Below are 25,495 nucleotides of genomic sequence, written 5' to 3' on the forward strand. Positions count from 1 at the left end.
CTCCTTAGCGTGGTTTCAGGGTAGCGATAAGAAAGTCTTTCGAGCTTTCCACTTTACCCTGCTGAATTGCGGCGGCAGGGTCGACATGCTTCGGACAGACTTCGGAGCAATAACCCACAAAGGTACAGGTCCAGACGCCGTTCTGGCTGTTAAGCTGCGCCATGCGTTCTTTTTTACCGTGGTCGCGGCTGTCTTCGTTATAGCGGTGCGCCAGGGTAATGGCGGCCGGGCCGATGAACTCAGGGTTCAGGCCAAACTGGGGACAAGCGGCGTAGCACAGGCCGCAGTTGATGCAGCCGGAGAACTGATGGTATTTCGCCATCTGCGCTGGCGTCTGGGTATTGGGTCCCTGATCCGGGGTACGCGGGTTGCCAATGATGTACGGCTTAATCGCTTCCAGACTTTCGATAAAGTGCGTCATATCGACCACCAGATCGCGCTCGATTGGGAAATTACCCAATGCTTCAACCTTGATGCCTTTGGTGTAATCGCGCAGGAAGGTTTTGCATGCCAGCTTCGGCACTTTGTTGACCATCATGCCGCAGGAGCCGCAGATTGCCATGCGGCATGACCAGCGGTAGCTCAGGTCCGGTGCCAGGTTATCTTTGATATAGCCGAGCGCATCCAGCAGGGAGGTTTGCTCGTCATAAGGCACTTCATAGAAAGCGCTGTGGGGGGCGGTATCCACTTCCGGATTGTAGCGCACCACTTCAACTTTCAGTTTTTGCATCTCAGCCATTCGCCTTCTCCTTCTTCTCGGCGGCTTCTGCTTCTGCGCCGTACACGCGTTTAGCCGGCGGCAGCGTGGTGATTTTCACGTCGCTGTAGTCTAGGCGCGTTGTGCCATCCGCATCGCGCCAGGCGAGAGTGTGTTTCAGGAAATTGACGTCGTCACGTTCGGTGCAGCCTTCGTCCAGACGCTGGTGCGCCCCACGCGACTCTTTACGCGCCAGCGCAGAGTGCGCCATACATTCCGCGACGTTCAGGCCGTGGCCCAGCTCAATGGTATAGAGCAGGTCGGTATTGAAGACGCTGGAGGTGTCGGTGATGCGCACGCGCTTGAAGCGCTCCTGCAGCTCCGCCAGCTTGTCGACGGTTTTCTGCATCAGCTCAGGGGTACGGTAGATACCGCAGCCTTCTTCCATCGACAGACCCATTTCATCGCGGATCTTCGACCAGTTCTCGTTACCTTCCTGGTTCACCAGATCTTTCAGGCGTTTTTCAACGTCTGCGACCTGCGCATCCAGCGCGGCACCGTTAGCTTCGCCTGCGGTTGCAGCACGCTCCATTGCGCGTTCGCCCGCCATGCGGCCAAAGACCACCAGCTCTGCCAGCGAGTTAGATCCCAGACGGTTGGCGCCGTGCAGACCCACAGAGGAACATTCGCCCACCGCAAACAGACCCTGAATGCGGGTTTCACACTGCTGATCGGTTTCGATACCGCCCATGGTGTAGTGTGCAGTTGGGCGAACCGGAATCGGCTCTTTCACCGGGTCGACGCCCACATAGGCTTTCGCCAGCTCACAGATAAACGGCAGACGTTCCAGCAGTTTCTTCTCGCCCAGGTGACGCAGGTCAAGGTGAACCACGTCGCCGCGCGGCGTTGAGATGGTGTTGCCTTTGCGCCACTCGTGCCAGAAGGCCTGAGAAACTTTGTCGCGCGGGCCGAGTTCCATGTATTTGTTCTTCGGCTCACCAAGCGGCGTTTCCGGACCCATACCGTAATCCTGCAGATAGCGGTAGCCGTTTTTGTTGACCAGAATACCGCCTTCACCGCGGCAGCCTTCCGTCATCAAAATGCCGGACCCTGGCAGACCGGTTGGGTGATACTGCACAAACTCCATATCACGCAGCGGCACGCCGTGGCTGAGCGCCATGCCCATGCCGTCACCGGTAACGATGCCGCCGTTGGTGTTGTAGCGGTACACGCGTCCCGCGCCGCCCGTTGCCATCACCACCGCGTTAGCGCGGATCTGAACGAGCGTGCCTTCCATCATGTTCATTGCCACCAGGCCGCGCGCATGCCCGTCATCAACCAGGATATCGAGGACGAAATGTTCATCAAAGCGCTGAATTTGTGGGAACTGAAGGGAGGTCTGGAACAGGGTATGCAACATGTGGAAGCCGGTCTTATCGGCGGCGAACCAGGTGCGTTCAATCTTCATTCCGCCGAAGCGGCGGACGTTGACGCTGCCGTCCGGACGGCGGCTCCACGGACATCCCCACTGCTCAAGCTGGGTCATCTCCGTTGGACAATGATGGACAAAGTAGTCAACGACATCCTGTTCGCAAAGCCAGTCGCCCCCTGCAACCGTGTCGTGGAAATGGTATTCAAAGCTGTCATGATCCTGCGCAACGGCGGCGGATCCTCCTTCTGCGGCAACCGTGTGGCTGCGCATCGGATAGACTTTTGAAATCAGTGCGATTTTAGCGTTTGGATTAGCCTGCGCTGCAGCAATCGCAGCACGTAATCCAGCCCCGCCAGCGCCAATTACGGCAAGATCGGCTTGAAAAGTTTGCACGACATTCCTCCAGATTTTTGTTATTTCGCAACGCGACAAACTAAAGGTAGTTCACCCGTCCAAAGGGACGATTGCGAAAGCGTTTCCACTGCTCCTTTATGGGTAAAAGAGTATAACCGTGTAGATGCCAGGGAAATTTGACGTGTTCGATTTTTTTGCTGTTCTGTGCGGTGATTTATCATCGTGATTGATGAATTACGTCACGAAATAATCAACCTAAATGAAATGCGCTTTTTTACTGCGCAAAATTTGTCTCTGTCCCTGCTAACGAGTAGACTTCGTGCCCTTGTCTGAAATCGGAGAAAAACTCATGAGCGAAACGGCCACCTGGCAGCCGAGCGCATCCATCCCAAATCTGTTAAAACGCGCTGCAATTATGACGGAGATCCGCCGTTTCTTTGCCGACCGCGGCGTCCTGGAGGTGGAAACCCCGTGCATGAGTCAGGCAACGGTGACGGATATTCATCTGGTCCCGTTTGAAACCCGTTTTGTTGGTCCTGGCCACTCTCAGGGCATGAATCTGTATCTGATGACCAGCCCGGAATACCACATGAAACGCCTGCTGGCGGCGGGGTGTGGTCCGGTGTATCAGCTGTGCCGCAGTTTCCGAAATGAAGAGATGGGTCGTCACCATAACCCGGAATTCACCATGCTGGAGTGGTACCGCCCGCATTATGATATGTACCGCCTGATGAATGAGGTGGACGATCTGCTGCAGCAGGTACTGGAGTGTTCAGAAGCAGAAACGCTCTCTTATCAGCAGGCTTTCCAGCGCCATCTGGAAATCGATCCGCTGTCGGCGGACAAGGCCCAGCTGCGCGAAGTGGCGGCAAAACTGGAACTGAGCAACGTGGCGGATACCGAAGAGGATCGCGACACGCTGCTGCAACTGCTGTTCACTTTTGGTGTTGAACCACTGATTGGCAAAGATCGCCCGACCTTCGTTTACCATTTCCCGGCAAGCCAGGCGTCACTGGCGCAGATCAGCACCGAAGATCACCGCGTAGCGGAGCGTTTTGAGGTCTATTACAAAGGCATTGAGCTGGCGAACGGTTTCCACGAACTGACCGACGCGCGTGAACAGCAGCAGCGTTTTGAGCAGGATAACCGCAAGCGCGGCGCGCGTGGTCTGCCGCAGCAGCCAATTGATAACAACCTGCTGGAAGCGTTAAAAGCCGGTCTGCCGGACTGCTCAGGCGTAGCGCTGGGTGTTGACCGTCTGGTAATGCTGGCCCTTGGCGCAGAGCAACTGGGCGATGTGATTGCCTTTACGGTCGATCGCGCGTAAAGAATTGCCGGGTGGCGCTATCGCTTACCCGGCCTACGGCCTACGCTTCTGGTGGCAATTATCCTTTCCATTTCGTCATGGCAACATTAAAAACTGCCATTTTCTGTGTACACGGGTCTTTTTCTTAAATTGCCTCGTATAGCCATAATATTTGTCTGGTCATCTGCTACCATCCGCGCAGTTTAATTCCTCTTCGGATGGTTATATGTCCCACTCACTCAAAAAAATGACCCTTACCGGGCTCATACTGATGATTTTTACGTCAGTTTTTGGCTTTGCTAACAGCCCGTCGGCTTTCTATCTGATGGGCTATAGCGCGACGCCGTTTTATATCGTTTCTGCTCTGTTCTTCTTTATCCCGTTTGCGCTAATGATGGCGGAGATGGGCTCGGCTTACCGAAAAGAAGAGGGCGGTATCTATTCGTGGATGAACAACAGTATCGGCCCGCGTTACGCGTTTATCGGGACGTTTATGTGGTTTTCATCCTACGTCGTGTGGATGGTCAGCACGGCGGCCAAAGTCTGGGTGCCGTTCTCCACGTTTCTTTTTGGTACGGATAAAACGCAGGTCTGGTCTCTGGCAGGGCTGAGCTCCACGCAGGTCGTCGGTATTCTGGCGGTCTTCTGGATGGTGATGGTCACGCTGGTGGCGTCGAAAGGTATCAACAAAATTGCCCGTATCACCGCGGTTGGTGGTATTTCAGTGATGTGTCTGAACCTGGTGCTGCTGCTGGTGAGTATCGCTATTCTGTGCCTGAACGGCGGGCATTTTGCGCAGGAGGTCAATTTTGTTTCATCCCCTAATCCGGGTTATCAGTCCGGGCTGGCTATGCTCTCCTTTGTGGTGTTTGCCATCTTCGCTTACGGTGGTATTGAAGCGGTAGGCGGGCTGGTCGACAAGACCGAGAACCCTGAAAAGAACTTCGCCAAAGGGATTATTTTTGCCGCTATCGTGATTTCCATCGGCTATTCACTGGCCATTTTCCTCTGGGGCGTCAGCACCAACTGGCAACAGGTGTTGAGCAATAACACCACTAACCTCGGCAACATTACGTATGTGCTAATGAAAAGCCTGGGGATGACCCTGGGGCAGGCGATGAACCTGAGCCCCGAGGCGGCATCGGTAATGGGAGTCTGGTTTGCGCGTATCACCGGCCTGTCGATGTTCCTCGCCTATACCGGCGCATTCTTCACGCTGATCTACTCGCCGCTGAAAGCGATCATTCAGGGTACGCCTAAAGCGCTGTGGCCAGCACGCATGACGCAGTTGAACACCGCAGGAATGCCAGCTAACGCTATGTGGATGCAGTGTCTGCTGGTCTGCATGTTCATCCTGCTGGTGTCTTTTGGTGGCGATACGGCGTCTGCGTTTTACAACAAGCTGACCCTGATGGCGAACGTGTCGATGACGCTGCCCTACCTGTTCCTGACCCTGGCGTTCCCGTTCTTCAAAGCGAAGCAGGATCTTGAGCGTCCGTTTGTGATCTTCAAAACCCGCGCGGCAACGCTGCTGGCGACCACGGTGGTGGTGCTGGTCGTGGCGTTTGCCAACATCTTTACCGTTATACAGCCCGTGGTTGAGGCGAATGACTGGAACAGCGCGTTGTGGATGGTGGGTGGGCCGATCTTCTTCTCGCTGCTGGCGATGGGGATTTACGAAAATTACCGTCGACGCTCGCAGGCGTTCGTCACGGAAGTGGCATAGCGCTAAAATCCCCCTCCCGAAAGGGAGGGGAGGCAGTTACAAACTTCCTGCCGGGCGGGTTCTTGCCGCCGAGGTTAGGGTTTTACCCATCTTTCGTCCGTCCATACTTTCCAGACGCATCTGGAACGGTGGGAACGGCATATCAATACCGTGCTCGCGGAAGCCCGCCAGAATCAGCTGGTGGATCTCGTGGCGAAGCGGCATTCGGTGTCCCATTTCGGCGGCGTAGATACGCAGCTCGAAAATCTGGATCCCCTGTTGTAAATCGACCAGGAACACTTCCGGTGCAGGGTTATCGAGCACCAGCGTGCAGCGTTCGGCAGCGGTATAGAGGATCTGCGTGACTTCTTCACTGTTAGCATCCGACGGTGCCGGCACTGTCAACACCACACGCGTGACGGAGTCTGACAACGACCAGTTGATAAACTGCTCGGTGATAAACGCCTTGTTAGGCACGATGATCTCTTTACGGTCCCAGTCACTGATTGTGGTGGCGCGAGTGTTGATCTTCGTTACGCTACCGGTCAGATCGCGAATCGTCACCGTATCGCCTATACGAATCGGTTTTTCAAACAGGATGATCAGGCCGGACACAAAGTTGGCGAAAATCTCCTGCATGCCAAAACCCAGGCCAAACGTCAGCGCGGCGACCAGCCACTGCAGTTTAGACCACTCGATACCAATCATTGAGAAACCGACCATCCCACCAAAAAGCAATATCAGGTATTTGGTGATGGTGGTAATCGCATATCCCGTGCCGGGGGTTAAATCCAGATGCTGCAATAGCGCCAGCTCGAGCAGTGCCGGGAAGTTACGCACCAGTTGGGTGGTGATGATCAGCACCAGAATGGCAATCAGCACCGCACCCAGGGTAATCGGCTCCAGGCTTTCCACGCCCTGCACCGTGGACGTCACATCCCACAGAGAGATGTTCTCCAGGAAGCCAAACGCGGAATGAATTTCCGACCACAGGAAGATTACCGACAGGAGGGCTATCAGCATCAGGATGGAACGCACCAGCCGCAGGGACTGGGTACTGATGGCATCCAGATCCAGTTCGACCTCGTCCGCGTCTATCGTGCCTTCCGTGCTGTTAACATGGTTTGACTCTTCCTCACCTCGCGCACGTTGAGCGAGGATCTCCGCCCGGCGATGCTTGGCGCGGTCAAAGGCCAGACGACGGCGCTGGATCAGCATTCCGCGGCGGATAACGTGATACACCACCAGAAGCAGGAACCAGATCGCCACAGAGGTTTCCAGCCGCGCCAGTAGGGCCTTCGAGGTAGCCAGATATCCCACTGCTGCAGCCAGCATTGCAATCAGAGGGGCACTGAGCAGCAGGTTCCAGAGCAGTCGGTTAAACATGTTGTCGCCGCTACCGGATTTATCCAGATAGAGCGGTATCCCCGCACGTTTCAGGCTGAGCGTGACAATGGCCAGCGCACCGCATATCAGCATAAAGCAGAGGCGGCCCAGCGAGCCTGAGAACTCGCGGTCATCGAGATTATCAAACATGATCAGCGCCATAATCAGCGGCACAATCAGCCCGATGCTCATCAGGTAGTAGCGCATGGCGCGCGCAACGCGGTTACGTGGCCAGCCAAAGTGGGCAATGAAAAGGCCATTTGGCCGCGCGAGGGTGGCGCAGATCATCACGACCCACAGCAGCGGTACCGTGGCGGTCACGCCATCGCCAATGGCAACGGCGAGTGGATAGGGCCAGGCTTCCCGTAGCCCGTAACCGAGCGTCATCCACAGCACCGGCAGCGGAGAGGCGACAAGTATCGACCAGAACACGGTGCGCAGCGTCAGCCAGAAATGGTCCTGAGTGACTTTCCCCACCCGTGCGCTGGAACGCTCCAGGAAACGGGTGAAATGCCTGCGTGAGTAAATGCTGAATCCCACCAGAATCAACGCGCCCAGCAGCGGGAAGATGGTCTCTTTGCTGGTCAGCATCATCACGCTGGCCTGTCCCAGTTGGCTGACGGTGTCCAGCGAAATCAGACGGCGCAAATCCTGCACGATCTCGATCGGCCATGAGAAGGTCATTGGACGCACGTCGGATGTCCAGAAAAGATAACGGTGCGTTGCCTCGTTGACCTCTTTCAGCGCATCTTCCAGCTGGCTGTTGGAAACCTTGAGCTTAGTCAGCTCCAGAATCAGCGTATCGCCGCCCTGCAGCAGGGAGTTCAGCAGTTCACGCTGGGTACGCAGCTGAGCTTCCAGAATCCGGTTTTGCTCGCTGGTCAGGGGCTGGCCATCCGCCTGTCGGATTTGGCGAATTTGCGGCTGCTTATTGAGGAGATCCTCAAAATGCAGTCGCTGAACGCGTAGCTGGGCCATCTCAGTATCCAGCTGCTGCGGCTTCGGCATTTCCGGCAGACGCGCAACCTGGGCACGCAACGCCTCGCCCAGCAGGTTTGATGACCCAAGCCACTGGGACTGTTCGCGCAGGGTGTTGAGCGCCTGACGCACCTGCAGGGTTTGATTGGTCGCCTGACGTTGCTGTGAGGCAACCAGATCCATACGCTGCGCCTGCTGATTCAGTGCGGCAGAAAGCTCACGGTTGACCTTAAACTGATCGACGATGTCCGCTGGCAGGTTGGCACTGTTTTCCGCCAGCAGTTCGGTGCTTTCGAGAGCACGTTCGGCCTCGCGCTGGCGCTGGCTATTAAGCTGATTACGCAGGGCCTGAAGATACGCATCCAGCTGCTCGCTCTGCTTTTGTGCGAGTTCCGAGCGCATCCGCGATAGCTCCTGGCGGTTATTGGCGGACAGCTGCGCCAGTTCCAGTTCATCCACCAGGGCTTTCAGACGCGCCGATTCCGCCTGCAGGCCAAGATTTTGTGCCTGCGCCTGAGGCGTGTTGCCGGTTTGCGTACCCACGCGGCGCTCAACTTCGTTAAGCTGGCGACGGGCGTCGGTTTGCTGCTGCGGGAGCTGGCTGAGGGAGTCGGCAATTTCACGTGCACGCTCTTGCTCCTGCTGAGCCAGACGGCTCTTCTCCAGAAGCTGGCTGCTGACCTGCAGGATTTCCTGATTCAGGGCGTCCGTGGTCATGTTGGCTGGCACATCGCGCGGCTCATCACGCAGATTAGCCAGCTGCGCGCGCAATGTTTGCGATAGTTTGGGGAAGTTGTCGATAACTTGCTGATATTGCTGAGCGCGCTCAAGAGAGCCTTTCCGCTCTTCAAGCGCGTTCAGTGCGGACTGAAGCGACTCGACGGTCTCTGGCTGAGCGGGTTTGGCCGCTTTTGCCTGCTCCAGTTCCTGACTTATCTGTTTGGCGTCGGGGGCTGTCGCTGCGTACGCCCCCATGCTGAGGCACCAGGCCATCAGTAGAACGATAATCGGGCGCACGTCAGCGATCCTTCTGTTGTTAGCCTTCGTCTTTTTTGTCGTCAACCAGCGGGCTGGCGTCATGCTCGGCGTTGATCTCTTCTTGTGACAGCGGAGCAGGTTCTGCATCGGGTGTCACAAAAGTTTCGGTGGAGACTGCCAGCGGCTGGCCAAGTTTGGTCACCGACAGGCTTTCAAGCTGTTCAGCTAGCTTCACTTTGCCCGGCGCAAACAGGTTGATAACGGTAGAGCCCAGCTTGAAGCGCCCCATCTCCTGACCTTTCAGCAGGGCGACAGAGCCTTCCGCTTCACCAGCAGGCCACGTCCAGCGTTTGATGATACCTTCACGCGGAGGCGTGATGGTGCCAGCCCAGACGGTTTCAATACTGCCGACAATGGTCGCGCCCACCAGAATTTGCGCCATCGGGCCAAATTCAGTATCGAACAGGCAGATGACGCGTTCGTTACGGGCAAACAGGTTCGGTACGTTCTGCGCGGTCAGGTGGTTCACGGAGAAGAGATCGCCCGGAACGTAGATCATCTCACGCAGGATACCGTTACACGGCATGTGTACGCGGTGATAGTCGCGCGGCGACAGGTAGGTGGTCGCAAACGTACCGTTACGGAACAGGTCCGCCATCAGGTAGTTACCCGCCAGCAGCGCTTCCAGGCTGTAGTTATGGCCTTTCGCCTGCAGGATTTTGTCGTCTTCGATATTACCCAGCTGGCTGATCACGCCGTCAGCGGGCATCACCAGTACGTTAGGGTCGGTGTTCAGCGGACGCACTTCATCGCGCAGCGGGCGTACAAAAAACTCGTTGAAGGTACGGTAGCTGGCGGTGTCTGGCTTCTGTGCCTCTTTCATGTCGACCTTGTAATACTTCACAAAAAGGTCGATGACCAGTTTGGTCAGCCAGCCCGCGCGTTTGCTTGCGCCCCAGCCCGCCAGGCGAGTGAGCCACAGTTTTGGCAGAATGTATTGAAGCGAAAGTTTAAATGCGTTTAACAAGGTAGCCTCCAGGCCATTGTTTTGTCGTTCCTGATCCGGCGGTAAGCCGCCGGAACCTGAAAAAAGGGGACGATTTTAGCGATGCTTAGCTTAGTTGTCAGTTGTCAGAATCAGAAAAGTTTTTACGCGTTTTTACCTGATCCATGCTCTCAAGAATGCGGTGGTAATTCTCGAAGCGGGTCTCCGCAATCTCACCTTTTTCGACCGCTTCACGGATAGCGCAACCTGGGTCGTTATCGTGTTTACAGTCGCGGTACTTGCAAGCGCCTAAATAATCATGGAATTCGACAAATCCGTTGAAGATTTGTTCCGGTTCAAGATGCCACAAACCGAACTCGCGCACGCCCGGGGAGTCGATGACATCGCCACCGTGCGGGAAGTGATACAGGCGTGATGCGGTGGTGGTGTGCTGGCCAAGACCCGATACATCAGACACATCATTGGTAAGGATCGCCTGCTGGAGGCCAAGCAAATTGTTCAGCAGACTCGATTTGCCCACGCCGGACTGGCCCGCAAAGATGCTGATGCGATCGGTGAGCGCCTCTTCCAGCGGTTTCAGACCATCTTTGGTATGGCTGGAGACCATCAGGACGCGATAGCCAATATTGCGATAGATATCCATCTGCTCATTGACGAAGGCCATCCCGTCGTCGTCCAGCAGATCGATTTTGTTTAATACAATGATCGGCTCAACCTGCAGCGTTTCGCAGGCGACAAGATAACGGTCGATAATGTTGAGCGAAAGCTCAGGTAAAATCGCCGAAACAATAACGATCTGGTTAATGTTGGCGGCAATCGGCTTCACGCCATCGTAGAAATCCGGGCGGGTGAGCACCGACGTGCGTTCATGCACGGCTTCAACGATACCTTTAACCGTGACCCCTTCAGCCGCCTCTTTACCCGGACGCCAGACCACGCGATCGCCGGTAACCAGTGAACGGATGGTGCGACGGATATTGCAGCGGTGAATATCCCCGTCGGCGGATTCCACATCGGCATGCATACCGAAACGGCTGATGACGACGCCTTCTGTCGCTTCACCAAACAGGTTATCGTCATAATCCGGCTTCTCCGAAGTGGTTTTAAGACGGCGCTGGTGGTTGGCGTTTACGCGGCGCTGCTGCCCTTTGGAGAGTTTATTTTTACTCAATCGCGCTGGCTCCTGGTCGCCCGTAAGGGGCAAAACCTCTATGATACACTCTAATTAATACTAGTTAACCTGCTACTGCCGGTTATGCGAGAAGGGTGGAAAATAACATGAGCGCGGATGAAAACAACCTGATTTGGATCGATCTCGAAATGACCGGGCTGGATCCCGAGCGCGATCGCATTATTGAGATTGCAACTCTGGTGACGGACGCCAACCTGAATATTCTGGCCGAAGGGCCGACGATTGCCGTGCATCAGTCCGACGATCAGCTGGCTTTGATGGATGAATGGAACGTGCGCACCCACACCGGCAGCGGCCTGGTGGATCGCGTGAAGGCCAGCACGTTGGGCGATCGCGAGGCAGAACTGGCGACGCTTGAGTTCCTGAAACAATGGGTTCCGGCAGGTAAATCGCCTATCTGTGGGAATAGCATTGGCCAGGATCGCCGTTTCCTGTTTAAGTACATGCCGGAGCTGGAGTCTTACTTCCACTACCGCTATCTGGATGTCAGTACCCTGAAAGAGCTGGCGCGCCGCTGGAAACCTGAAATCCTTGATGGGTTTAAAAAGCAGGGGACGCACCAGGCGATGGACGATATTCGTGAGTCTGTGGCAGAGCTTGCGTACTACCGCGAAAACTTTATTAAGCTGTGATTTTGAGATCCGGCGCCTTGCGTGGCCGGGTTTTTGTCGTTAAATTGTTCAGCTTGCCGATTTAATAAGCATTTGAACTGAATTTCGAAAAAATCGCTTTAAGGGGGGTTGCAGCTAAAAGGATTTCTCGTATAATGCGCCTCCCGTAACGACAGAGAATTACACGTTACGACAGCAACAAAAGCAGTACAGATTTGCGGGAATAGCTCAGTTGGTAGAGCACGACCTTGCCAAGGTCGGGGTCGCGAGTTCGAGTCTCGTTTCCCGCTCCAAAATTTGAAAGTGCTTTCACGGCACAGACTGCCCAAGCGGGAATAGCTCAGTTGGTAGAGCACGACCTTGCCAAGGTCGGGGTCGCGAGTTCGAGTCTCGTTTCCCGCTCCAAAATTTGAAAGTGCTTTCAGAGCACGGACCACCCAAGCGGGAATAGCTCAGTTGGTAGAGCACGACCTTGCCAAGGTCGGGGTCGCGAGTTCGAGTCTCGTTTCCCGCTCCAAATTCTTCTTCATATCTAAATTATCCACAGCGAAAAGAGTCGTTGGGGACGTTTTCTATTATTCCTGAAATACTCTTGTGAACAGAGTTATCCACAGATTTCGTCTTCAATCCTGACTGTGCAAAAAGTTAGCAGGGTGAATAATATCATTTCAAGTGATTGTATAAATTGAAGAAAATTTGATTTCAAAATGTTATTGAGATCACTTGACCTCTTCTCAAGCCCAGATGGCGCTTGAGTTTTTATTTTTATACACAGGCTGTGAATAGTTCACGCATCCCGCGTAAGTCCTTTTTCGATGACCCTGACCAGCCGCTGTTTTTTCGGAAGCTGCACCTCAACCACACAGGCATTACGCTTCTCAATCTGCTGCGCAATCGCCCATTCTATGTGTTCATCAAGAAGTGGGTGCTCACCTCTACGGCTTTCAAGAGCCTGAATGTTCGCTTCATCCCACGGGGCATTACCCAGCGCGACGGCGACATTACGCAGCCAGCGCAGATGACCGATACGACGAATGGCCGAGCCTTCCGTCACTTTCAGGAACCAGGCTTCGCTCCAGGCGAACAGTTCGATGAGTTGTGGCGCATGCAGCGCCTTACGCGGGCTGAAATCCTCTTCATCCGTAAGCTGCGAATAACGGTTCCACGGGCAGATCAGCTGGCAGTCATCGCAGCCGTAGATGCGGTTGCCGATAAGTGGTCGAAACTCCTCCGGAATGGCCCCTTCCAGTTCGATAGTGAGATAGGAGATGCAGCGACGGGCATCAACGGTATAAGGCTCAACGATAGCCCCCGTCGGGCAGATGGTCATGCAGGCCACGCAGCGGCCACAGCCTTCCTCCACCGGGCCGTCTATCGGTAACGGTAAATCAATCAGCAATTCGCCGAGGAAGAAGAACGATCCGGCGTCACGGCTAAGGATAAGTGAGTGCTTACCTGTCCAGCCAAGCCCGGCTTTTTCAGCGATCGGGCGCTCAAGAATAGGCGCGGAATCAACAAAGGGTCTAAAATTCAGCGAAACACAGTGCTGCTGAATAGTTTCCCCGAGTTTTTTTAAACGGTTACGCAGAAGCTTATGGTAATCACGCCCCAGGGCGTACCGGCTAACGTAACCCAGAGAGGGATTTTTTAGCGTGCGCGCAAAAGCCGCGTTGGCAGGCAGATAGTTCATGCGTACGCTGATGACGCGCAAGGTACCCGGTAAAAGCTCGTGTGGGCGGGCACGCATCATGCCGTGACGCGCCATCCACTCCATTTCGCCGTGGTATTGTTTGTCCAGCCAGGCCTGCAGTTTTGGCTCGCTGGCGGAGAGGTCGGTGTCGGTAATACCCACCTTCTGGAAGCCAAGCTCAGCACCCCACTGTTTTATTTTTTGCGCTAACTCATTGAGATCGAGGGGCTGTGACATGACGGACCATACAGTGAAGAAAAACCCCGCAAGTATACCACATTCCATCTGGCATGCGGATGACCTCCGGCGCGCCGAAAAAGAGGCTGCAGACAGCCTCGGGATCACCCTTTATGAACTGATGCAGCGTGCGGGAGAGGCAGCATTTACCGTTGCCCGCAGCGCCTGGCCGCAATCCACCCACTGGCTGATTTTGTGCGGACACGGCAATAACGGCGGGGACGGCTACGTCGTTGCCCGTCTTGCGGTAGCTGCCGGTATTCGCGTTACGCTGCTGGCGCTGGAAAGTGATAAGCCCTTGCCAGAAGAGGCCAGCGCAGCGCGGGAGGCATGGCTGAATGCCGGCGGTGTGATTCATGCGCCTGATATCGTCTGGCCGGAGGATGTCGATCTGATTATTGATGGTCTGCTGGGTACCGGGCTGCGCAGTGCTCCCCGCGAGAATATTGCCGCGCTGATTGAACACGCCAACAGACATTGCGCCCCGGTAGTGGCGCTGGATATCCCTTCAGGCCTGAACGCGCAAACCGGCGCGACGCCTGGCGCCGTCATCCAGGCTGCGCACACCGTGACCTTCATTGCTTTGAAGCCGGGTCTGTTAACCGGTAAAGCACGGGATGTGGTCGGCGTATTACACCATAACGCGCTCGGGCTGGAGGGCTGGCTAGCCGGGCAGGAAATGCGCATCGCCCGTTTTGATGCATCGCAGCTGACTGAGTGGTTTCCGCCGCGCCGTCCGACATCCCATAAGGGCGACCACGGCAGGCTGGTGATTATTGGTGGCGATCGCGGTACGGCAGGGGCGATTCGCATGACCGGCGAGGCAGCATTACGCAGCGGTGCTGGTTTAGTGCGAATTCTCACTCGTATTGAGAACATTGCACCGATAATCACAGCCCGACCGGAGCTGATGGTGCATGAGCTTACGCCCCAGACGCTTGAGGAAAGCCTCGAATGGGCGGATGTCGTGGTCATTGGCCCAGGGCTTGGGCAACAGGGATGGGGTAAACAGGCCCTGCAAAAAGTCGAGAATTTTCGTAAACCGATGCTGTGGGATGCCGACGCGCTTAACCTTCTGGCAATAAACCCGGATAAGCGTCACAATCGCATCCTGACGCCACACCCCGGCGAAGCCGCGCGCCTGCTTAACTGCAGCGTCGCAGAAATTGAAAGCGATCGCTTACTTTCTGCTCAGCGTCTGGTAAAACGTTACGGAGGTGTTGCCGTTTTGAAAGGGGCAGGAACCGTCGTTGCCAGTGACGAGGCGCTGGGCATTATTGATGCCGGAAATGCGGGCATGGCGAGCGGCGGTATGGGCGACGTGCTTTCCGGTATCATCGGCGCATTGCTTGGACAGAAACTTCCCCTTTATGATGCAGCCTGTGCGGGCTGCGTGGCCCACGGTGTCGCGGCAGATAAACTGGCGGCGCGATATGGAACACGCGGTATGCTGGCCACCGATCTTTTTTGCACGCTACGGCGTGTTGTTAACCCGGATGTGATTGACGTAGAAAATGACTAATCGAGCGATTCCTTTACCTGATGAACAAGCCACTTTAGATCTCGGCAAGCGCGTGGCGCAGGCCTGTCAGGGGGCAACCGTCATTTATCTGTATGGTGATTTGGGGGCGGGTAAAACCACTTTCAGCCGGGGTTTTTTGCAGGCGTTAGGGCATAACGGGAATGTGAAAAGCCCAACCTACACGCTCGTCGAGCCGTACACCCTCGACAATCTCATGGTGTACCACTTTGATTTATATCGCCTTGCGGATCCTGAGGAGCTGGAATTTATGGGGATCCGTGATTATTTTGCCAATGATGCCATCTGCCTGGTGGAGTGGCCGCAACAAGGTGCGGGTGTGTTACCTGACCCGGATGTCGAAATTCACATAGATTACCAGGCACAAGGGCGTGAGGCTCGCATCAGTGCGGTTTCCTCATCAGGGTGTTCCTTACTGGCGCGTCTCGCCGGTTAAGCGTAGGGATGACGGGATGAAAAATCGCGTTAAAGGTTGGCTGTTGGCTGCTTCGGTGCTGCTGTGCGCGCAGGCCGGGGCGGCAAGCCTTTCGGATATTCAGGTGTCGAACGGCGAAAGCCAGGCCCGGATCACGTTTAGCTTTATGGGTGACCCTGAATACGCTTTTTCACAACCAGACAGCCACAGCGTGGCGCTGGATATCAAACAGACCGGGGTGATTCAGGGGCTCCCGCTTCGGTTCAGCGGTAACAACCTGGTGAAAAGTATCCGCTCGGGTAACCCGCAGGACAGCCAGTCATTGCGCCTGGTGGTGGATCTCACCGAAAAGGGCAAAACGAAAGCGGTTAAGCAGCAAAACGGCGCGAACTATACGGTAGTTTTTACCATCAATGCCGACGTTCCGCCGCCGCCTCCGCCGCCACCGGTTGTCGCGAAACGCGTGGAGGAGCCTGTGTATACTCCGCGTCCATCGGAACCCGCGCGTAATCCGTTTAAATCGCAGAACGATCGCATTACCGCAGCAACCAGCAGCAATACGGTAACGCGTCCGCCGGCCAGTGCGCGCCGCGCGGTCAGCGGTGATAAAGTGATTATCGCCATTGATGCCGGACACGGTGGTCAGGATCCTGGTGCGATTGGCCCGGGCGGCACGCGGGAGAAAAACGTCACAATTGCCATTGCCCGCAAGCTGCGCGCGCTGCTGAATGACGATCCTATGTTTAAAGGCGTGTTGACCCGCGACGGCGACTATTTTATTTCCGTTATGGGGCGCTCGGACGTGGCGCGTAAGCAAAATGCCAATTTCCTGGTCTCTATTCATGCGGATGCTGCGCCAAACCGCAGTGCCACGGGCGCGTCTGTGTGGGTGCTGTCAAACCGCCGGGCAAACAGCGAGATGGCAAACTGGCTGGAAGAGCATGAGAAACAGTCAGAACTGCTGGGCGGTGCGGGTGATGTGCTGGCAAACAGTCAGTCAGACCCGTACCTCAGCCAGGCGGTACTGGATTTACAGTTCGGTCATTCCCAGCGCGTCGGGTATGATGTCGCCACTAACGTGTTGAATCAGCTGCAGGGCATCGGGGCATTGCACAAGCGTCGCCCGGAACATGCGAGCCTGGGCGTGCTGCGTTCGCCGGATATTCCGTCAATTCTGGTGGAGACCGGCTTTATCAGCAACAACGCCGAAGAGCGCCTGCTGGGAAGCGACAGCTATCAGCAGCAAATTGCCGAAGCGATTTATAACGGTCTGCGTAAATACTTTGACGCGCACCCGCTGCAGTCCGCGCCGTCGGGCGGAGCAGGCCAGGTGGCCAACGCTTCACTGCCGGGTGGGATGACCGCGACCAACTAAGGAGACATCATGCCGATTCAGGTTCTACCGCCGCAGCTTGCGAACCAAATCGCCGCCGGTGAGGTGGTGGAACGTCCTGCATCGGTGGTGAAGGAACTGGTGGAAAACAGCCTCGATGCGGGAGCTACCCGCATTGATATTGATATCGAACGCGGCGGGGCGAAACTTATCCGCATTCGCGATAACGGCTGTGGGATAAAAAAAGACGAGCTGGCGCTGGCGCTGGCGCGTCATGCCACCAGTAAAATTGCCTCTCTGGACGATCTTGAAGCAATAATCAGCCTCGGCTTTCGCGGCGAGGCGCTCGCCAGTATTAGTTCGGTTTCCCGCCTGACGTTGACCTCTCGTACCGCTGAACAGCAGGAAGCCTGGCAGGCATACGCCGAAGGACGCGACATGGATGTGACGGTTAAACCCGCGGCGCATCCTGTCGGTACCACGCTGGAAGTGCTGGATCTGTTCTACAACACCCCCGCCCGACGCAAGTTTATGCGTACCGAAAAAACCGAATTCGGCCATATCGACGAGATCATTCGTCGTATCGCGCTGGCGCGTTTTGACGTCACCATTAATCTCAGCCATAACGGCAAGGTGATGCGCCAGTATCGCGCGGTGGCGGAAGGCGGGCAGAAAGAGCGCCGTTTAGGGGCTATTTGCGGAACGCCATTTCTGGAGCAGGCGCTGGCGATAGAGTGGCAGCATGGCGATCTCGCTTTACGTGGCTGGGTGGCCGACCCGAACGCCAGCAGTGCGGCTTTCTCTGAAATTCAGTATTGCTACGTGAATGGCCGCATGATGCGCGACCGCCTCATTAACCACGCCATTCGTCAGGCCTGTGAAGACAAGCTTGGGGCCGATCAGCAACCGGCTTTTGTGCTTTATTTGGAGATCGACCCGCATCAGGTCGATGTTAACGTCCACCCCGCCAAGCATGAGGTGCGCTTCCATCAGTCGCGTCTGGTGCATGATTTTATCTATCAGGGCGTGCTGAGCGTATTGCAACAGCAGGTTGAGCCTGCATTGCCGCTGGAAAAAGACGATTCCTCACCGCGTCCCATCCCGGAAAACCGTGTCGCTGCGGGCCGCAACCATTTTGCGCAGCCCGCTGTCGCGCGAGAGCCGGAAACGCCTCGATTCTCAACCGGTGCGAGCACGACGCGTCCGACGGGAGCAAACTATCCGAACGCTCAACCCGGCTATCAAAAGCAGCAGGGGGCGTTGTACCGTAAGTTGCTGGAAACGCCTGCTGTTGAGCGCAAAGATCACGTTGCAGTGGCGACACCGTCCCTTGAAGGGCACAGCCAGAGTTTCGGGCGAGTGCTGACGATTATCGCACCGGATATGGCATTGCTAGAACGCGACGGCAAATTGCAGCTTCTGGCGTTACCGGTTGCCGAACGCTGGCTCAAACAGGCGCAACTGACGCCAGGGGAAAATGCGGCCTGTGCGCAGCCGTTATTGATCCCGGTTCGTCTGAAAATATCCGCTGAAGAAACGCGGGTATTGCAGCGTACAGAGGCCCTACTGGCGCAAATGGGCATTGAAATGGTGCTCGAACCACAACATGTGACAATTCGCGCAGTGCCTTTACCCTTACGCCAACAAAATTTACAAAACTTGATTCCTGAACTGATAGGCTACCTGGCGCAGCAAACATCGTTTGAGGCCGCCAACACCGCGCAGTGGATCGCTCGCCATCTGGCCAGCGAACATACACCGTGGAGTATGGCGCAGGCGATTACCGTGCTGGCGGAGGTCGAACGCCTTTGCCCACAGCTGGTGAAAGCACCGCCGGGTGGGTTATTACAACCTGTTGATTTGAAAACGGCGATGACCGCCCTGAAACATGACTGACGTAAGTAAGGCGAGCCTGCCAAAGGCAATTTTTTTAATGGGCCCAACGGCCTCCGGCAAAACGGCGTTAGCCATTGAGTTACGCAAAGTTTTGCCTGTAGAGTTGATTAGCGTTGATTCCGCCCTCATCTATCGGGGGATGGACATTGGTACGGCGAAGCCTGGCGCAGAAGAACTGCGTGCGGCACCGCACCGTTTGCTGGACATTCTCGACCCGGCAGAGGTTTACTCCGCAGCGGATTTCCGCCGGGATGCCTTAGCCGAGATGGCCGAGATTACGGCGGCGGGACGTATACCGCTGTTGGTTGGCGGCACCATGCTCTACTTTAAGGCGCTGCTGGAAGGATTATCACCTTTACCTTCCGCAGATCCTGACGTGAGAGCAAAGATTGAGCAACAGGCGGCAGAGCAGGGATGGGACGTGTTGCATAAGCAACTGGCAGAGATTGACCCGGTCGCGGCAGCGCGAATCCATCCAAATGATCCGCAAAGGCTTTCCCGGGCACTGGAAGTTTTTTTCATTTCGGGTAAAACTTTAACGGAACTGACGCAAACGTCAGGAGACGCTCTGCCGTATCAGGTGCATCAGTTCGCCATCGCCCCGGCGAGCCGTGAACTGCTCCATCAACGAATTGAGCAGCGTTTTCATCAGATGTTAGCTTCAGATTTTGAAGCAGAAGTGCGGGCGCTATTTGCCCGTGGAGATTTGCATACGGATATGCCTTCCGTTCGTTGTGTGGGATACCGCCAGATGTGGTCGTATCTTGAAGGTGAGATTTCATACGATGAAATGGTTTATCGAGGTGTTTGCGCCACGAGACAGTTAGCGAAGCGCCAGATCACCTGGTTGCGCGGTTGGGAGGGAGTTCACTGGTTAGACAGTGAAAAACCGCAACAGGCGTTAAACGAGGTGATTGAGGTTGTTGGTGATATCGCCCACTGAATGTGTACAATTGAGACGTATCGTGCGCAATTTTTCAGAATCGCAAGGTTCTAAGTACAAAACAAGCATATAAGGAAAAGATAGAATGGCTAAGGGGCAATCTTTACAAGATCCGTTCCTGAACGCATTGCGTCGGGAACGTGTTCCAGTTTCTATTTATTTGGTGAATGGTATTAAGCTGCAAGGTCAGATTGAGTCTTTCGATCAGTTTGTGATCCTGTTGAAAAACACGGTCAGTCAGATGGTCTACAAGCACGCTATCTCTACTGTTGTTCCGTCCCGTCCAGTCTCTCATCACAGCAATAACGCTGGCGGCGGCACTGGCAGTAACTACCATCATGGCAGCAACGCGCAGGGTTCTTCAACGCCAGCGCAGGACAGCGACGAAACCGAATAAGGTTTCAGCTGTTATCCACACGGGGAGCCAGGGATCCTGCGTTCCCCGCTGATCTTTTTAGAGAGGTTTACGCTTGTTTGACCGTTATGATGCCGGTGAGCAGGCGGTGCTGGTACACATCTATTTTTCGCAAGACAAAGATATGGAAGATCTCCAGGAGTTTGAATCTCTGGTCTCTTCCGCCGGTGTCGAAGCAATGCAGGTGATTACCGGTAGCCGTAAAGCGCCGCACCCAAAGTATTTTGTTGGTGAAGGTAAAGCAGTAGAAATTGCGGATGCCGTAAAAGCAACCGGCGCGTCAGTCGTGTTGTTTGATCATGCGCTGTCTCCAGCCCAGGAGCGCAACCTGGAAGCTCTCTGCGAATGCCGTGTGATCGACCGCACGGGATTGATTTTAGACATTTTTGCTCAGCGTGCACGTACCCATGAAGGGAAATTGCAGGTTGAGCTTGCACAGCTGCGCCATCTGGCGACGCGTCTGGTGCGTGGCTGGACCCACCTTGAAAGACAAAAAGGCGGGATCGGTTTGCGCGGTCCGGGTGAAACCCAGCTCGAAACCGACCGTCGTTTACTGCGTGGCCGTATTACCCAGATCCTCTCGCGTCTGGAACGTGTAGAGAAACAGCGTGAACAGGGGCGTCGGGCGCGAACCAAAGCTGACATCCCGACCGTGTCGCTGGTGGGTTATACCAACGCCGGTAAATCCACCCTGTTTAACCAGATAACCGAGGCCCAGGTTTATGCCGCAGACCAGCTGTTTGCGACCCTGGACCCTACGCTGCGTCGTATTGACGTAGCAGACGTGGGTGAAACGGTGCTGGCGGATACCGTAGGGTTTATCCGTCATTTGCCACACGATCTGGTGGCGGCGTTTAAAGCGACGTTGCAGGAGACGCGACAGGCGACCCTGCTGCTGCACGTGATTGATGCGGCTGACGTACGCGTGCAGGAGAACATCGACGCGGTGAACGTGGTGCTGGAAGAGATTGATGCCCACGAAATTCCCACGCTGTTGGTGATGAACAAGATCGATATGCTGGAGGATTTCGAACCGCGTATCGACCGAGATGAAGAGAACAAACCGATTCGGGTCTGGCTGTCTGCTCAGGCCGGTATTGGTGTGCCACTGCTTTTCCAGGCTTTGACAGAGCGTCTTTCCGGTGAGGTAGCGCAGCACACGCTGCGCCTGCCGCCACAGGAAGGCAGGCTGCGAAGCCGGTTTTATCAGCTTCAGGCGATAGAAAAAGAGTGGATGGAGGATGACGGCAGCGTGGGGATGCAGGTGCGTATGCCGATCGTTGACTGGCGTCGCCTCTGTAAACAAGAACCTGCGCTGGCGGACTATATCGTCTGATCAGAAAGGGGAAGCCTGAAAAATTCGCCCTTGCATAACAAATATGGAGCATATACATGGCGTGGAATCAGCCCGGTAATAACGGACAAGACCGCGACCCGTGGGGAAGCAGCAATAATCAAGGCGGCAACTCTGGGGGAAATGGCAATAAAGGTGGTCGCGAGCAGGGGCCGCCGGATCTGGATGATATCTTCCGCAAGCTGAGCAAAAAGCTTGGTGGCCTGGGCGGAGGAAAAGGTTCTGGCTCAGGGGGTAATTCCACTCAGAGTTCGCGCCCGCCAATGGGTGGCCGCGTAGTGGGCATTGTGACCGCTGCGGTGGTAATCATCTGGGCAGCCAGCGGGTTCTACACCATTAAAGAAGCAGAACGCGGCGTGGTCACCCGTTTCGGTAAGTTCAGCCATCTGGTTGAGCCGGGCCTGAACTGGAAGCCGACCTTCATTGACGACGTGACAGCGGTAAACGTGGAGTCCGTCCGTGAACTGGCCGCCTCTGGCGTGATGCTGACGTCTGATGAGAACGTGGTGCGCGTTGAGATGAACGTCCAGTACCGCGTGACCGATCCTGAACGTTATCTGTTTAGCGTAACCAGCGCCGATGACAGCCTGCGTCAGGCGACTGACAGCGCCCTGCGTGGTGTGATTGGTAAATACACCATGGACCGCATTCTCACCGAAGGTCGTACCGTTATTCGTAGCGATACCCAGCGCGAGCTGGAGGAGACCATTCGTCCGTACAACATGGGTATCACCCTGCTGGACGTTAACTTCCAGGCTGCTCGTCCGCCGGAAGAGGTGAAGGCCGCATTTGATGATGCAATTGCTGCCCGTGAAAACGAACAGCAGTACATCCGTGAAGCGGAAGCGTACACCAACGAAGTTCAGCCACGTGCTAACGGTCAGGCGCAGCGTATTCTGGAAGAAGCACGCGCGTATAAGACGCAGACCATCCTGGAAGCACAGGGTGAAGTGGCTCGCTTCGCGAAGATTCTGCCGGAATATAAAGCAGCGCCAGAAATTACCCGTGAGCGTCTCTATATCGAGACCATGGAAAAAGTGCTGAGCCATACCCGCAAAGTGTTGGTTAACGACAGCAAAGGTGGAAACCTGATGGTGCTGCCGCTGGATCAGATGCTGAAAGGCGGTTCTGCACCGGCCGCGAAAGACACCAGCGGAGCGAACAACCTGCTGCGTCTGCCGCCAGCGTCATCGGGCAGCGCCAGCGCGAACACAACGCCTTCTTCGAACGATGGTGACATTATGGACCAACGCCGTGCTAACGCGCAGCGTAACGACTACCAGCGTCAGGGGGAATAAGGATGCGTAAGTCAGTTATTGCGATCATCGTCATCGTACTGGTCGTGCTGTATACCTCGATCTTTGTGGTGAAAGAGGGCGAGCGTGGGATCAAGTTCCAGTTCAGCAGCGTCGTGCGTGACAGTGACAAACGTCCGGTGATTTACGAACCGGGTCTGCACTTCAAGGTGCCGTTCATTCAGTCAGTGAAAACGCTGGATGCGCGTATCCAGACTATGGATAACCAGGCTGACCGTTTCGTGACCAAAGAGAAGAAAGACCTGATCGTTGATTCCTACATCAAATGGCGCATCAGCGATTTCAGCCGTTACTTCCTGGCCACCGGCGGTGGCGACGTTTCTCAGGCGGAAGTGCTGCTGAAACGTAAGTTTTCTGACCGTCTGCGTTCTGAAATTGGTCGTCTGGATGTGAAAGACATCGTGACCGACTCCCGCGGTCGTCTTACCCTGGAAGTGCGCGATGCGCTGAATTCCGGTACAGCGGGCACGGAAGACGAAGTGGAAACGCCAGCAGCGGATGACGCGATTGCGAAAGCAGCTGAACGCGTTCAGGCTGAAACCAACGGTAAAGTGCCGGTGATCAACCCGAACAGTATGGCTGCGCTGGGTATCGAAGTAGTTGACGTGCGTATCAAGCAGATCAACCTGCCAGCTGAAGTGTCCGAAGCGATCTACAACCGTATGCGCGCCGAGCGTGAAGCGGTAGCCCGTCGCCACCGTTCACAAGGCCAGGAAGAGGCTGAGAAGCTGCGTGCGGCAGCGGACTACGAAGTTACCAAGACGCTGGCGGAATCTGAGCGTCAGGGCCGTATTCTGCGCGGTGAAGGTGATGCGGAAGCGGCGAAGCTGTTCGCTGATGCCTTCAGCCAGGATCCCGACTTCTACGCCTTTATCCGTAGCCTGCGTGCTTACGAGAATAGCTTCCAGAGCAACCAGGATGTGATGGTGCTCAGCCCGGACAGCGATTTCTTCCGTTATATGAAGACGCCGACTAACGCAACACGATAAACTCTGGCACGTTTGAGTATTCAAACCACCGCTCCCTCCGGAGCGGTGGTTTTCTTTTATAAGGAATAAAAATGAATTCAACCATTTGGCTGGCGCTGGCCCTGGTGTTAGTGCTGGAAGGCCTGGGACCGATGCTTTATCCGCGTGCCTGGCGCCGCATGATCGCGACCATGAGCCAACTTCCGGATAATATTTTGCGCCGTTTCGGCGGTGGACTTGTGGTTGCTGGCATCGTGATCTACTACATGTTGAGGAAAACGATTGGCTGATCAAAAAGTGGTCGGATTTGGCGTATTTTGAGGTCAAAAAGTGCTGTATATCTGAAAAAGCGATGGTAGAATCCATTTTTAAGCAAACGGTGATTTTGAAAAAAATGGGTAACAACGTCGTCGTACTGGGCACCCAATGGGGTGACGAAGGTAAAGGGAAGATTGTTGATCTTCTGACTGAACGGGCTAAATATGTTGTACGCTACCAGGGCGGTCACAACGCAGGCCATACTCTCGTAATCAACGGTGAAAAAACCGTCCTCCATCTTATTCCATCAGGCATTCTTCGCGAAAACGTCACCAGCATCATCGGTAACGGCGTTGTGCTGTCTCCCGCTGCGCTGATGAAAGAGATGAAAGGTCTGGAAGACCGTGGTATCCCTGTTCGTGAGCGTCTGCTGCTCTCCGAAGCCTGCCCGCTGATCCTGGATTATCATGTGGCACTGGACGTCGCGCGTGAGAAAGCACGTGGTGCGAAAGCGATCGGTACGACCGGTCGTGGTATCGGCCCGGCTTATGAAGATAAAGTGGCACGTCGCGGTCTGCGCGTGGGCGATCTCTTCGACAAAGCCACCTTCGCTGAAAAACTGAAAGAAGTGATGGAATATCACAACTTCCAGCTGGTGAACTTCTACAAAGCTGACGCTGTTGACTACCAGAAAGTGCTGGATGACGTCATGGCGATTGCAGACATTCTGACCGGTATGGTTGTTGATGTGTCCGATCTGCTGGACCAGGCGCGCAAGCGTGGCGATTTCGTCATGTTCGAAGGTGCGCAGGGTACGCTGCTGGACATCGACCACGGTACCTATCCGTACGTAACCTCTTCTAACACCACCGCAGGTGGCGTGGCGACCGGCTCTGGCCTGGGTCCACGTTATGTGGATTACGTTCTGGGCATCATCAAAGCTTACTCCACGCGTGTGGGGGCAGGTCCATTCCCGACCGAGCTGTTCGATGAAACCGGCGAGTTCCTCTGCAAGCAGGGTAACGAGTTTGGCGCGACCACCGGTCGTCGTCGTCGTACCGGCTGGCTGGACGCGGTTGCTGTGCGTCGTGCCGTGCAGATCAACTCCCTGTCTGGCTTCTGCCTGACCAAGCTGGACGTGCTGGACGGCCTGAAAGAAGTGAAAATCTGCGTCGGCTACCGTATGCCAGACGGCCGTGAAGTGACCACAACTCCGCTGGCCGCTGACGACTGGGAAGGCATTGAGCCAATTTACGAAACCATGCCGGGCTGGTCTGAGACCACTTTCGGTGTGAAAGAGCGTAGTGGCCTGCCACAGGCGGCGCTGGATTACATCAAGCGTATTGAAGAACTGACCGAAGTGCCGATCGATATTATTTCTACCGGCCCGGATCGTACTGAAACGATGATCCTGCGCGACCCGTTCGACGCATAATCTTCGTGAATGCTGGCCTGCGGGGAAACTCGTAGGCCGGATAAGCGTAG

At 55.4% G+C, this 25,495-nt stretch carries 20 protein-coding genes and 3 tRNA genes; 17 read left to right on the plus strand and 6 right to left on the minus strand.

Annotation, left to right across the window (positions count from 1 at the left end):
- Window positions 1-4: 4 nt before the first annotated feature.
- Together frdB and frdA are read right to left on the minus strand one after the other, a co-directional pair.
- Entirely contained in the window at window positions 5-739 is a 735-nt protein-coding gene (gene frdB / locus L3068_RS01805) for a fumarate reductase iron-sulfur protein (protein WP_014882214.1), read from the minus strand.
- A complete protein-coding gene (gene frdA, locus L3068_RS01810; protein ID WP_045134430.1) occupies window positions 732-2,522 on the minus strand; it encodes a fumarate reductase (quinol) flavoprotein subunit in 1,791 nt (596 codons plus the stop codon). Before frdA ends, frdB begins: the two co-directional genes overlap by 8 nt.
- Before the next feature lie 310 nt (window positions 2,523-2,832).
- Between frdA and epmA the strand changes: the two genes are divergently transcribed.
- Window positions 2,833-3,810: an elongation factor P--(R)-beta-lysine ligase gene (gene epmA / locus L3068_RS01815; protein ID WP_117581586.1), complete on the plus strand. Its 978-nt coding sequence runs from the start codon at window positions 2,833-2,835 to the stop codon at window positions 3,808-3,810.
- A 205-nt stretch (window positions 3,811-4,015) separates the two neighbouring features.
- Complete coding sequence (gene yjeM, locus L3068_RS01820) at window positions 4,016-5,515, plus strand: glutamate/gamma-aminobutyrate family transporter YjeM (RefSeq protein WP_023336678.1); 1,500 nt, start codon at window positions 4,016-4,018, stop codon at window positions 5,513-5,515.
- 36 nt (window positions 5,516-5,551) lie between these two features.
- Here the strand turns inward: yjeM and mscM are convergent, their stop codons facing one another.
- From mscM to rsgA, 3 genes are all read right to left on the minus strand, one after another.
- Window positions 5,552-8,875, minus strand: coding sequence for a miniconductance mechanosensitive channel MscM (mscM, locus tag L3068_RS01825; protein ID WP_023331844.1), 3,324 nt, complete (start codon window positions 8,873-8,875; stop codon window positions 5,552-5,554).
- Window positions 8,876-8,894: 19 nt separating this feature from the next.
- On the minus strand, window positions 8,895-9,863 hold the full coding sequence (asd, locus tag L3068_RS01830) for an archaetidylserine decarboxylase (RefSeq protein ID WP_023331845.1): 969 nt from the start codon (window positions 9,861-9,863) through the stop codon (window positions 8,895-8,897).
- A 97-nt stretch (window positions 9,864-9,960) separates the two neighbouring features.
- Window positions 9,961-11,013: a small ribosomal subunit biogenesis GTPase RsgA gene (rsgA, locus tag L3068_RS01835; protein ID WP_014882220.1), complete on the minus strand. Its 1,053-nt coding sequence runs from the start codon at window positions 11,011-11,013 to the stop codon at window positions 9,961-9,963.
- A gap of 107 nt (window positions 11,014-11,120) precedes the next feature.
- On the opposite strand from rsgA, the gene orn reads away from it, so the two are divergent.
- The 4 genes from orn (at window position 11,121) to L3068_RS01855 (ending at window position 12,162) form a co-directional block, all read left to right on the plus strand.
- A complete protein-coding gene (gene orn, locus L3068_RS01840) occupies window positions 11,121-11,666 on the plus strand; it encodes an oligoribonuclease (RefSeq protein WP_014882221.1) in 546 nt (181 codons plus the stop codon).
- Window positions 11,667-11,862: 196 nt separating this feature from the next.
- A tRNA-Gly gene (locus L3068_RS01845) sits at window positions 11,863-11,938 on the plus strand.
- Between the two features lie 36 nt (window positions 11,939-11,974).
- Window positions 11,975-12,050 (plus strand) — tRNA-Gly (locus L3068_RS01850).
- A 36-nt stretch (window positions 12,051-12,086) separates the two neighbouring features.
- Window positions 12,087-12,162: transfer RNA gene (locus L3068_RS01855), tRNA-Gly, on the plus strand.
- 270 nt (window positions 12,163-12,432) lie between these two features.
- Here L3068_RS01855 and queG read toward each other — a convergent pair.
- Window positions 12,433-13,572, minus strand: coding sequence for a tRNA epoxyqueuosine(34) reductase QueG (gene queG / locus L3068_RS01860; protein WP_014882222.1), 1,140 nt, complete (start codon window positions 13,570-13,572; stop codon window positions 12,433-12,435).
- Between queG and nnr the strand changes: the two genes are divergently transcribed.
- From nnr to L3068_RS01915, 11 genes are all read left to right on the plus strand, one after another.
- Complete coding sequence (gene nnr, locus L3068_RS01865) at window positions 13,571-15,094, plus strand: bifunctional ADP-dependent NAD(P)H-hydrate dehydratase/NAD(P)H-hydrate epimerase (RefSeq protein WP_117581591.1); 1,524 nt, start codon at window positions 13,571-13,573, stop codon at window positions 15,092-15,094. The genes queG and nnr overlap by 2 nt on opposite strands.
- A complete protein-coding gene (gene tsaE, locus L3068_RS01870; RefSeq protein WP_014882224.1) occupies window positions 15,087-15,548 on the plus strand; it encodes a tRNA (adenosine(37)-N6)-threonylcarbamoyltransferase complex ATPase subunit type 1 TsaE in 462 nt (153 codons plus the stop codon). The genes nnr and tsaE overlap by 8 nt, the downstream gene beginning before the upstream one ends.
- Before the next feature lie 16 nt (window positions 15,549-15,564).
- A complete protein-coding gene (gene amiB / locus L3068_RS01875) occupies window positions 15,565-16,902 on the plus strand; it encodes an N-acetylmuramoyl-L-alanine amidase AmiB (protein ID WP_117581593.1) in 1,338 nt (445 codons plus the stop codon).
- A 9-nt stretch (window positions 16,903-16,911) separates the two neighbouring features.
- Window positions 16,912-18,756 (plus strand): DNA mismatch repair endonuclease MutL, encoded by a 1,845-nt coding sequence (gene mutL / locus L3068_RS01880; RefSeq protein ID WP_014882226.1) that lies wholly within the window; start codon window positions 16,912-16,914, stop codon window positions 18,754-18,756.
- Complete coding sequence (gene miaA, locus L3068_RS01885; protein WP_096217489.1) at window positions 18,749-19,699, plus strand: tRNA (adenosine(37)-N6)-dimethylallyltransferase MiaA; 951 nt, start codon at window positions 18,749-18,751, stop codon at window positions 19,697-19,699. Before mutL ends, miaA begins: the two co-directional genes overlap by 8 nt.
- Before the next feature lie 85 nt (window positions 19,700-19,784).
- Window positions 19,785-20,096 carry an RNA chaperone Hfq gene (gene hfq, locus L3068_RS01890; protein ID WP_008502919.1) on the plus strand — a complete coding sequence of 104 codons (312 nt, stop codon included), beginning with the start codon at window positions 19,785-19,787 and terminating at the stop codon, window positions 20,094-20,096.
- 73 nt (window positions 20,097-20,169) lie between these two features.
- Entirely contained in the window at window positions 20,170-21,450 is a 1,281-nt protein-coding gene (gene hflX / locus L3068_RS01895; protein ID WP_023331851.1) for a ribosome rescue GTPase HflX, read from the plus strand.
- Between the two features lie 56 nt (window positions 21,451-21,506).
- The gene (gene hflK / locus L3068_RS01900; RefSeq protein ID WP_117581595.1) at window positions 21,507-22,766 is read left to right on the plus strand and encodes an FtsH protease activity modulator HflK; all 1,260 of its coding nucleotides are present in this window, start codon (window positions 21,507-21,509) and stop codon (window positions 22,764-22,766) included.
- A 2-nt stretch (window positions 22,767-22,768) separates the two neighbouring features.
- On the plus strand, window positions 22,769-23,773 hold the full coding sequence (gene hflC / locus L3068_RS01905) for a protease modulator HflC (RefSeq protein ID WP_013095290.1): 1,005 nt from the start codon (window positions 22,769-22,771) through the stop codon (window positions 23,771-23,773).
- 71 nt (window positions 23,774-23,844) lie between these two features.
- Window positions 23,845-24,042: a DUF2065 domain-containing protein gene (locus L3068_RS01910; RefSeq protein WP_003855996.1), complete on the plus strand. Its 198-nt coding sequence runs from the start codon at window positions 23,845-23,847 to the stop codon at window positions 24,040-24,042.
- Between the two features lie 104 nt (window positions 24,043-24,146).
- Window positions 24,147-25,445 carry an adenylosuccinate synthase gene (locus tag L3068_RS01915; protein WP_006178975.1) on the plus strand — a complete coding sequence of 433 codons (1,299 nt, stop codon included), beginning with the start codon at window positions 24,147-24,149 and terminating at the stop codon, window positions 25,443-25,445.
- Window positions 25,446-25,495 lie beyond the last annotated feature (50 nt).

Source organism: Enterobacter cloacae complex sp. ECL414 (assembly GCF_021869685.1).
Classification (GTDB): Bacteria; Pseudomonadota; Gammaproteobacteria; order Enterobacterales; family Enterobacteriaceae; genus Enterobacter; species Enterobacter kobei.

Bases quoted from the DNA above. Each gene is read 5' to 3' on its own strand.
- mutL (WP_014882226.1), top strand. From the start codon at position 16,912: ATGCCGATTCAGGTTCTACCGCCGCAGCTTGCGAACCAAATCGCCGCC.
- orn (WP_014882221.1), top strand. From the start codon at position 11,121: ATGAGCGCGGATGAAAACAACCTGATTTGGATCGATCTCGAAATGACC.
- nnr (WP_117581591.1), top strand. From the start codon at position 13,571: ATGACGGACCATACAGTGAAGAAAAACCCCGCAAGTATACCACATTCC.
- L3068_RS01910 (WP_003855996.1), top strand. From the start codon at position 23,845: ATGAATTCAACCATTTGGCTGGCGCTGGCCCTGGTGTTAGTGCTGGAA.
- queG (WP_014882222.1), bottom strand. From the start codon at position 13,572: ATGTCACAGCCCCTCGATCTCAATGAGTTAGCGCAAAAAATAAAACAG.
- hflK (WP_117581595.1), top strand. From the start codon at position 21,507: ATGGCGTGGAATCAGCCCGGTAATAACGGACAAGACCGCGACCCGTGG.
- yjeM (WP_023336678.1), top strand. From the start codon at position 4,016: ATGTCCCACTCACTCAAAAAAATGACCCTTACCGGGCTCATACTGATG.
- hflC (WP_013095290.1), top strand. From the start codon at position 22,769: ATGCGTAAGTCAGTTATTGCGATCATCGTCATCGTACTGGTCGTGCTG.
- hfq (WP_008502919.1), top strand. From the start codon at position 19,785: ATGGCTAAGGGGCAATCTTTACAAGATCCGTTCCTGAACGCATTGCGT.
- tsaE (WP_014882224.1), top strand. From the start codon at position 15,087: ATGACTAATCGAGCGATTCCTTTACCTGATGAACAAGCCACTTTAGAT.
- epmA (WP_117581586.1), top strand. From the start codon at position 2,833: ATGAGCGAAACGGCCACCTGGCAGCCGAGCGCATCCATCCCAAATCTG.
- L3068_RS01915 (WP_006178975.1), top strand. From the start codon at position 24,147: ATGGGTAACAACGTCGTCGTACTGGGCACCCAATGGGGTGACGAAGGT.
- miaA (WP_096217489.1), top strand. From the start codon at position 18,749: ATGACTGACGTAAGTAAGGCGAGCCTGCCAAAGGCAATTTTTTTAATG.
- amiB (WP_117581593.1), top strand. From the start codon at position 15,565: ATGAAAAATCGCGTTAAAGGTTGGCTGTTGGCTGCTTCGGTGCTGCTG.
- frdB (WP_014882214.1), bottom strand. From the start codon at position 739: ATGGCTGAGATGCAAAAACTGAAAGTTGAAGTGGTGCGCTACAATCCG.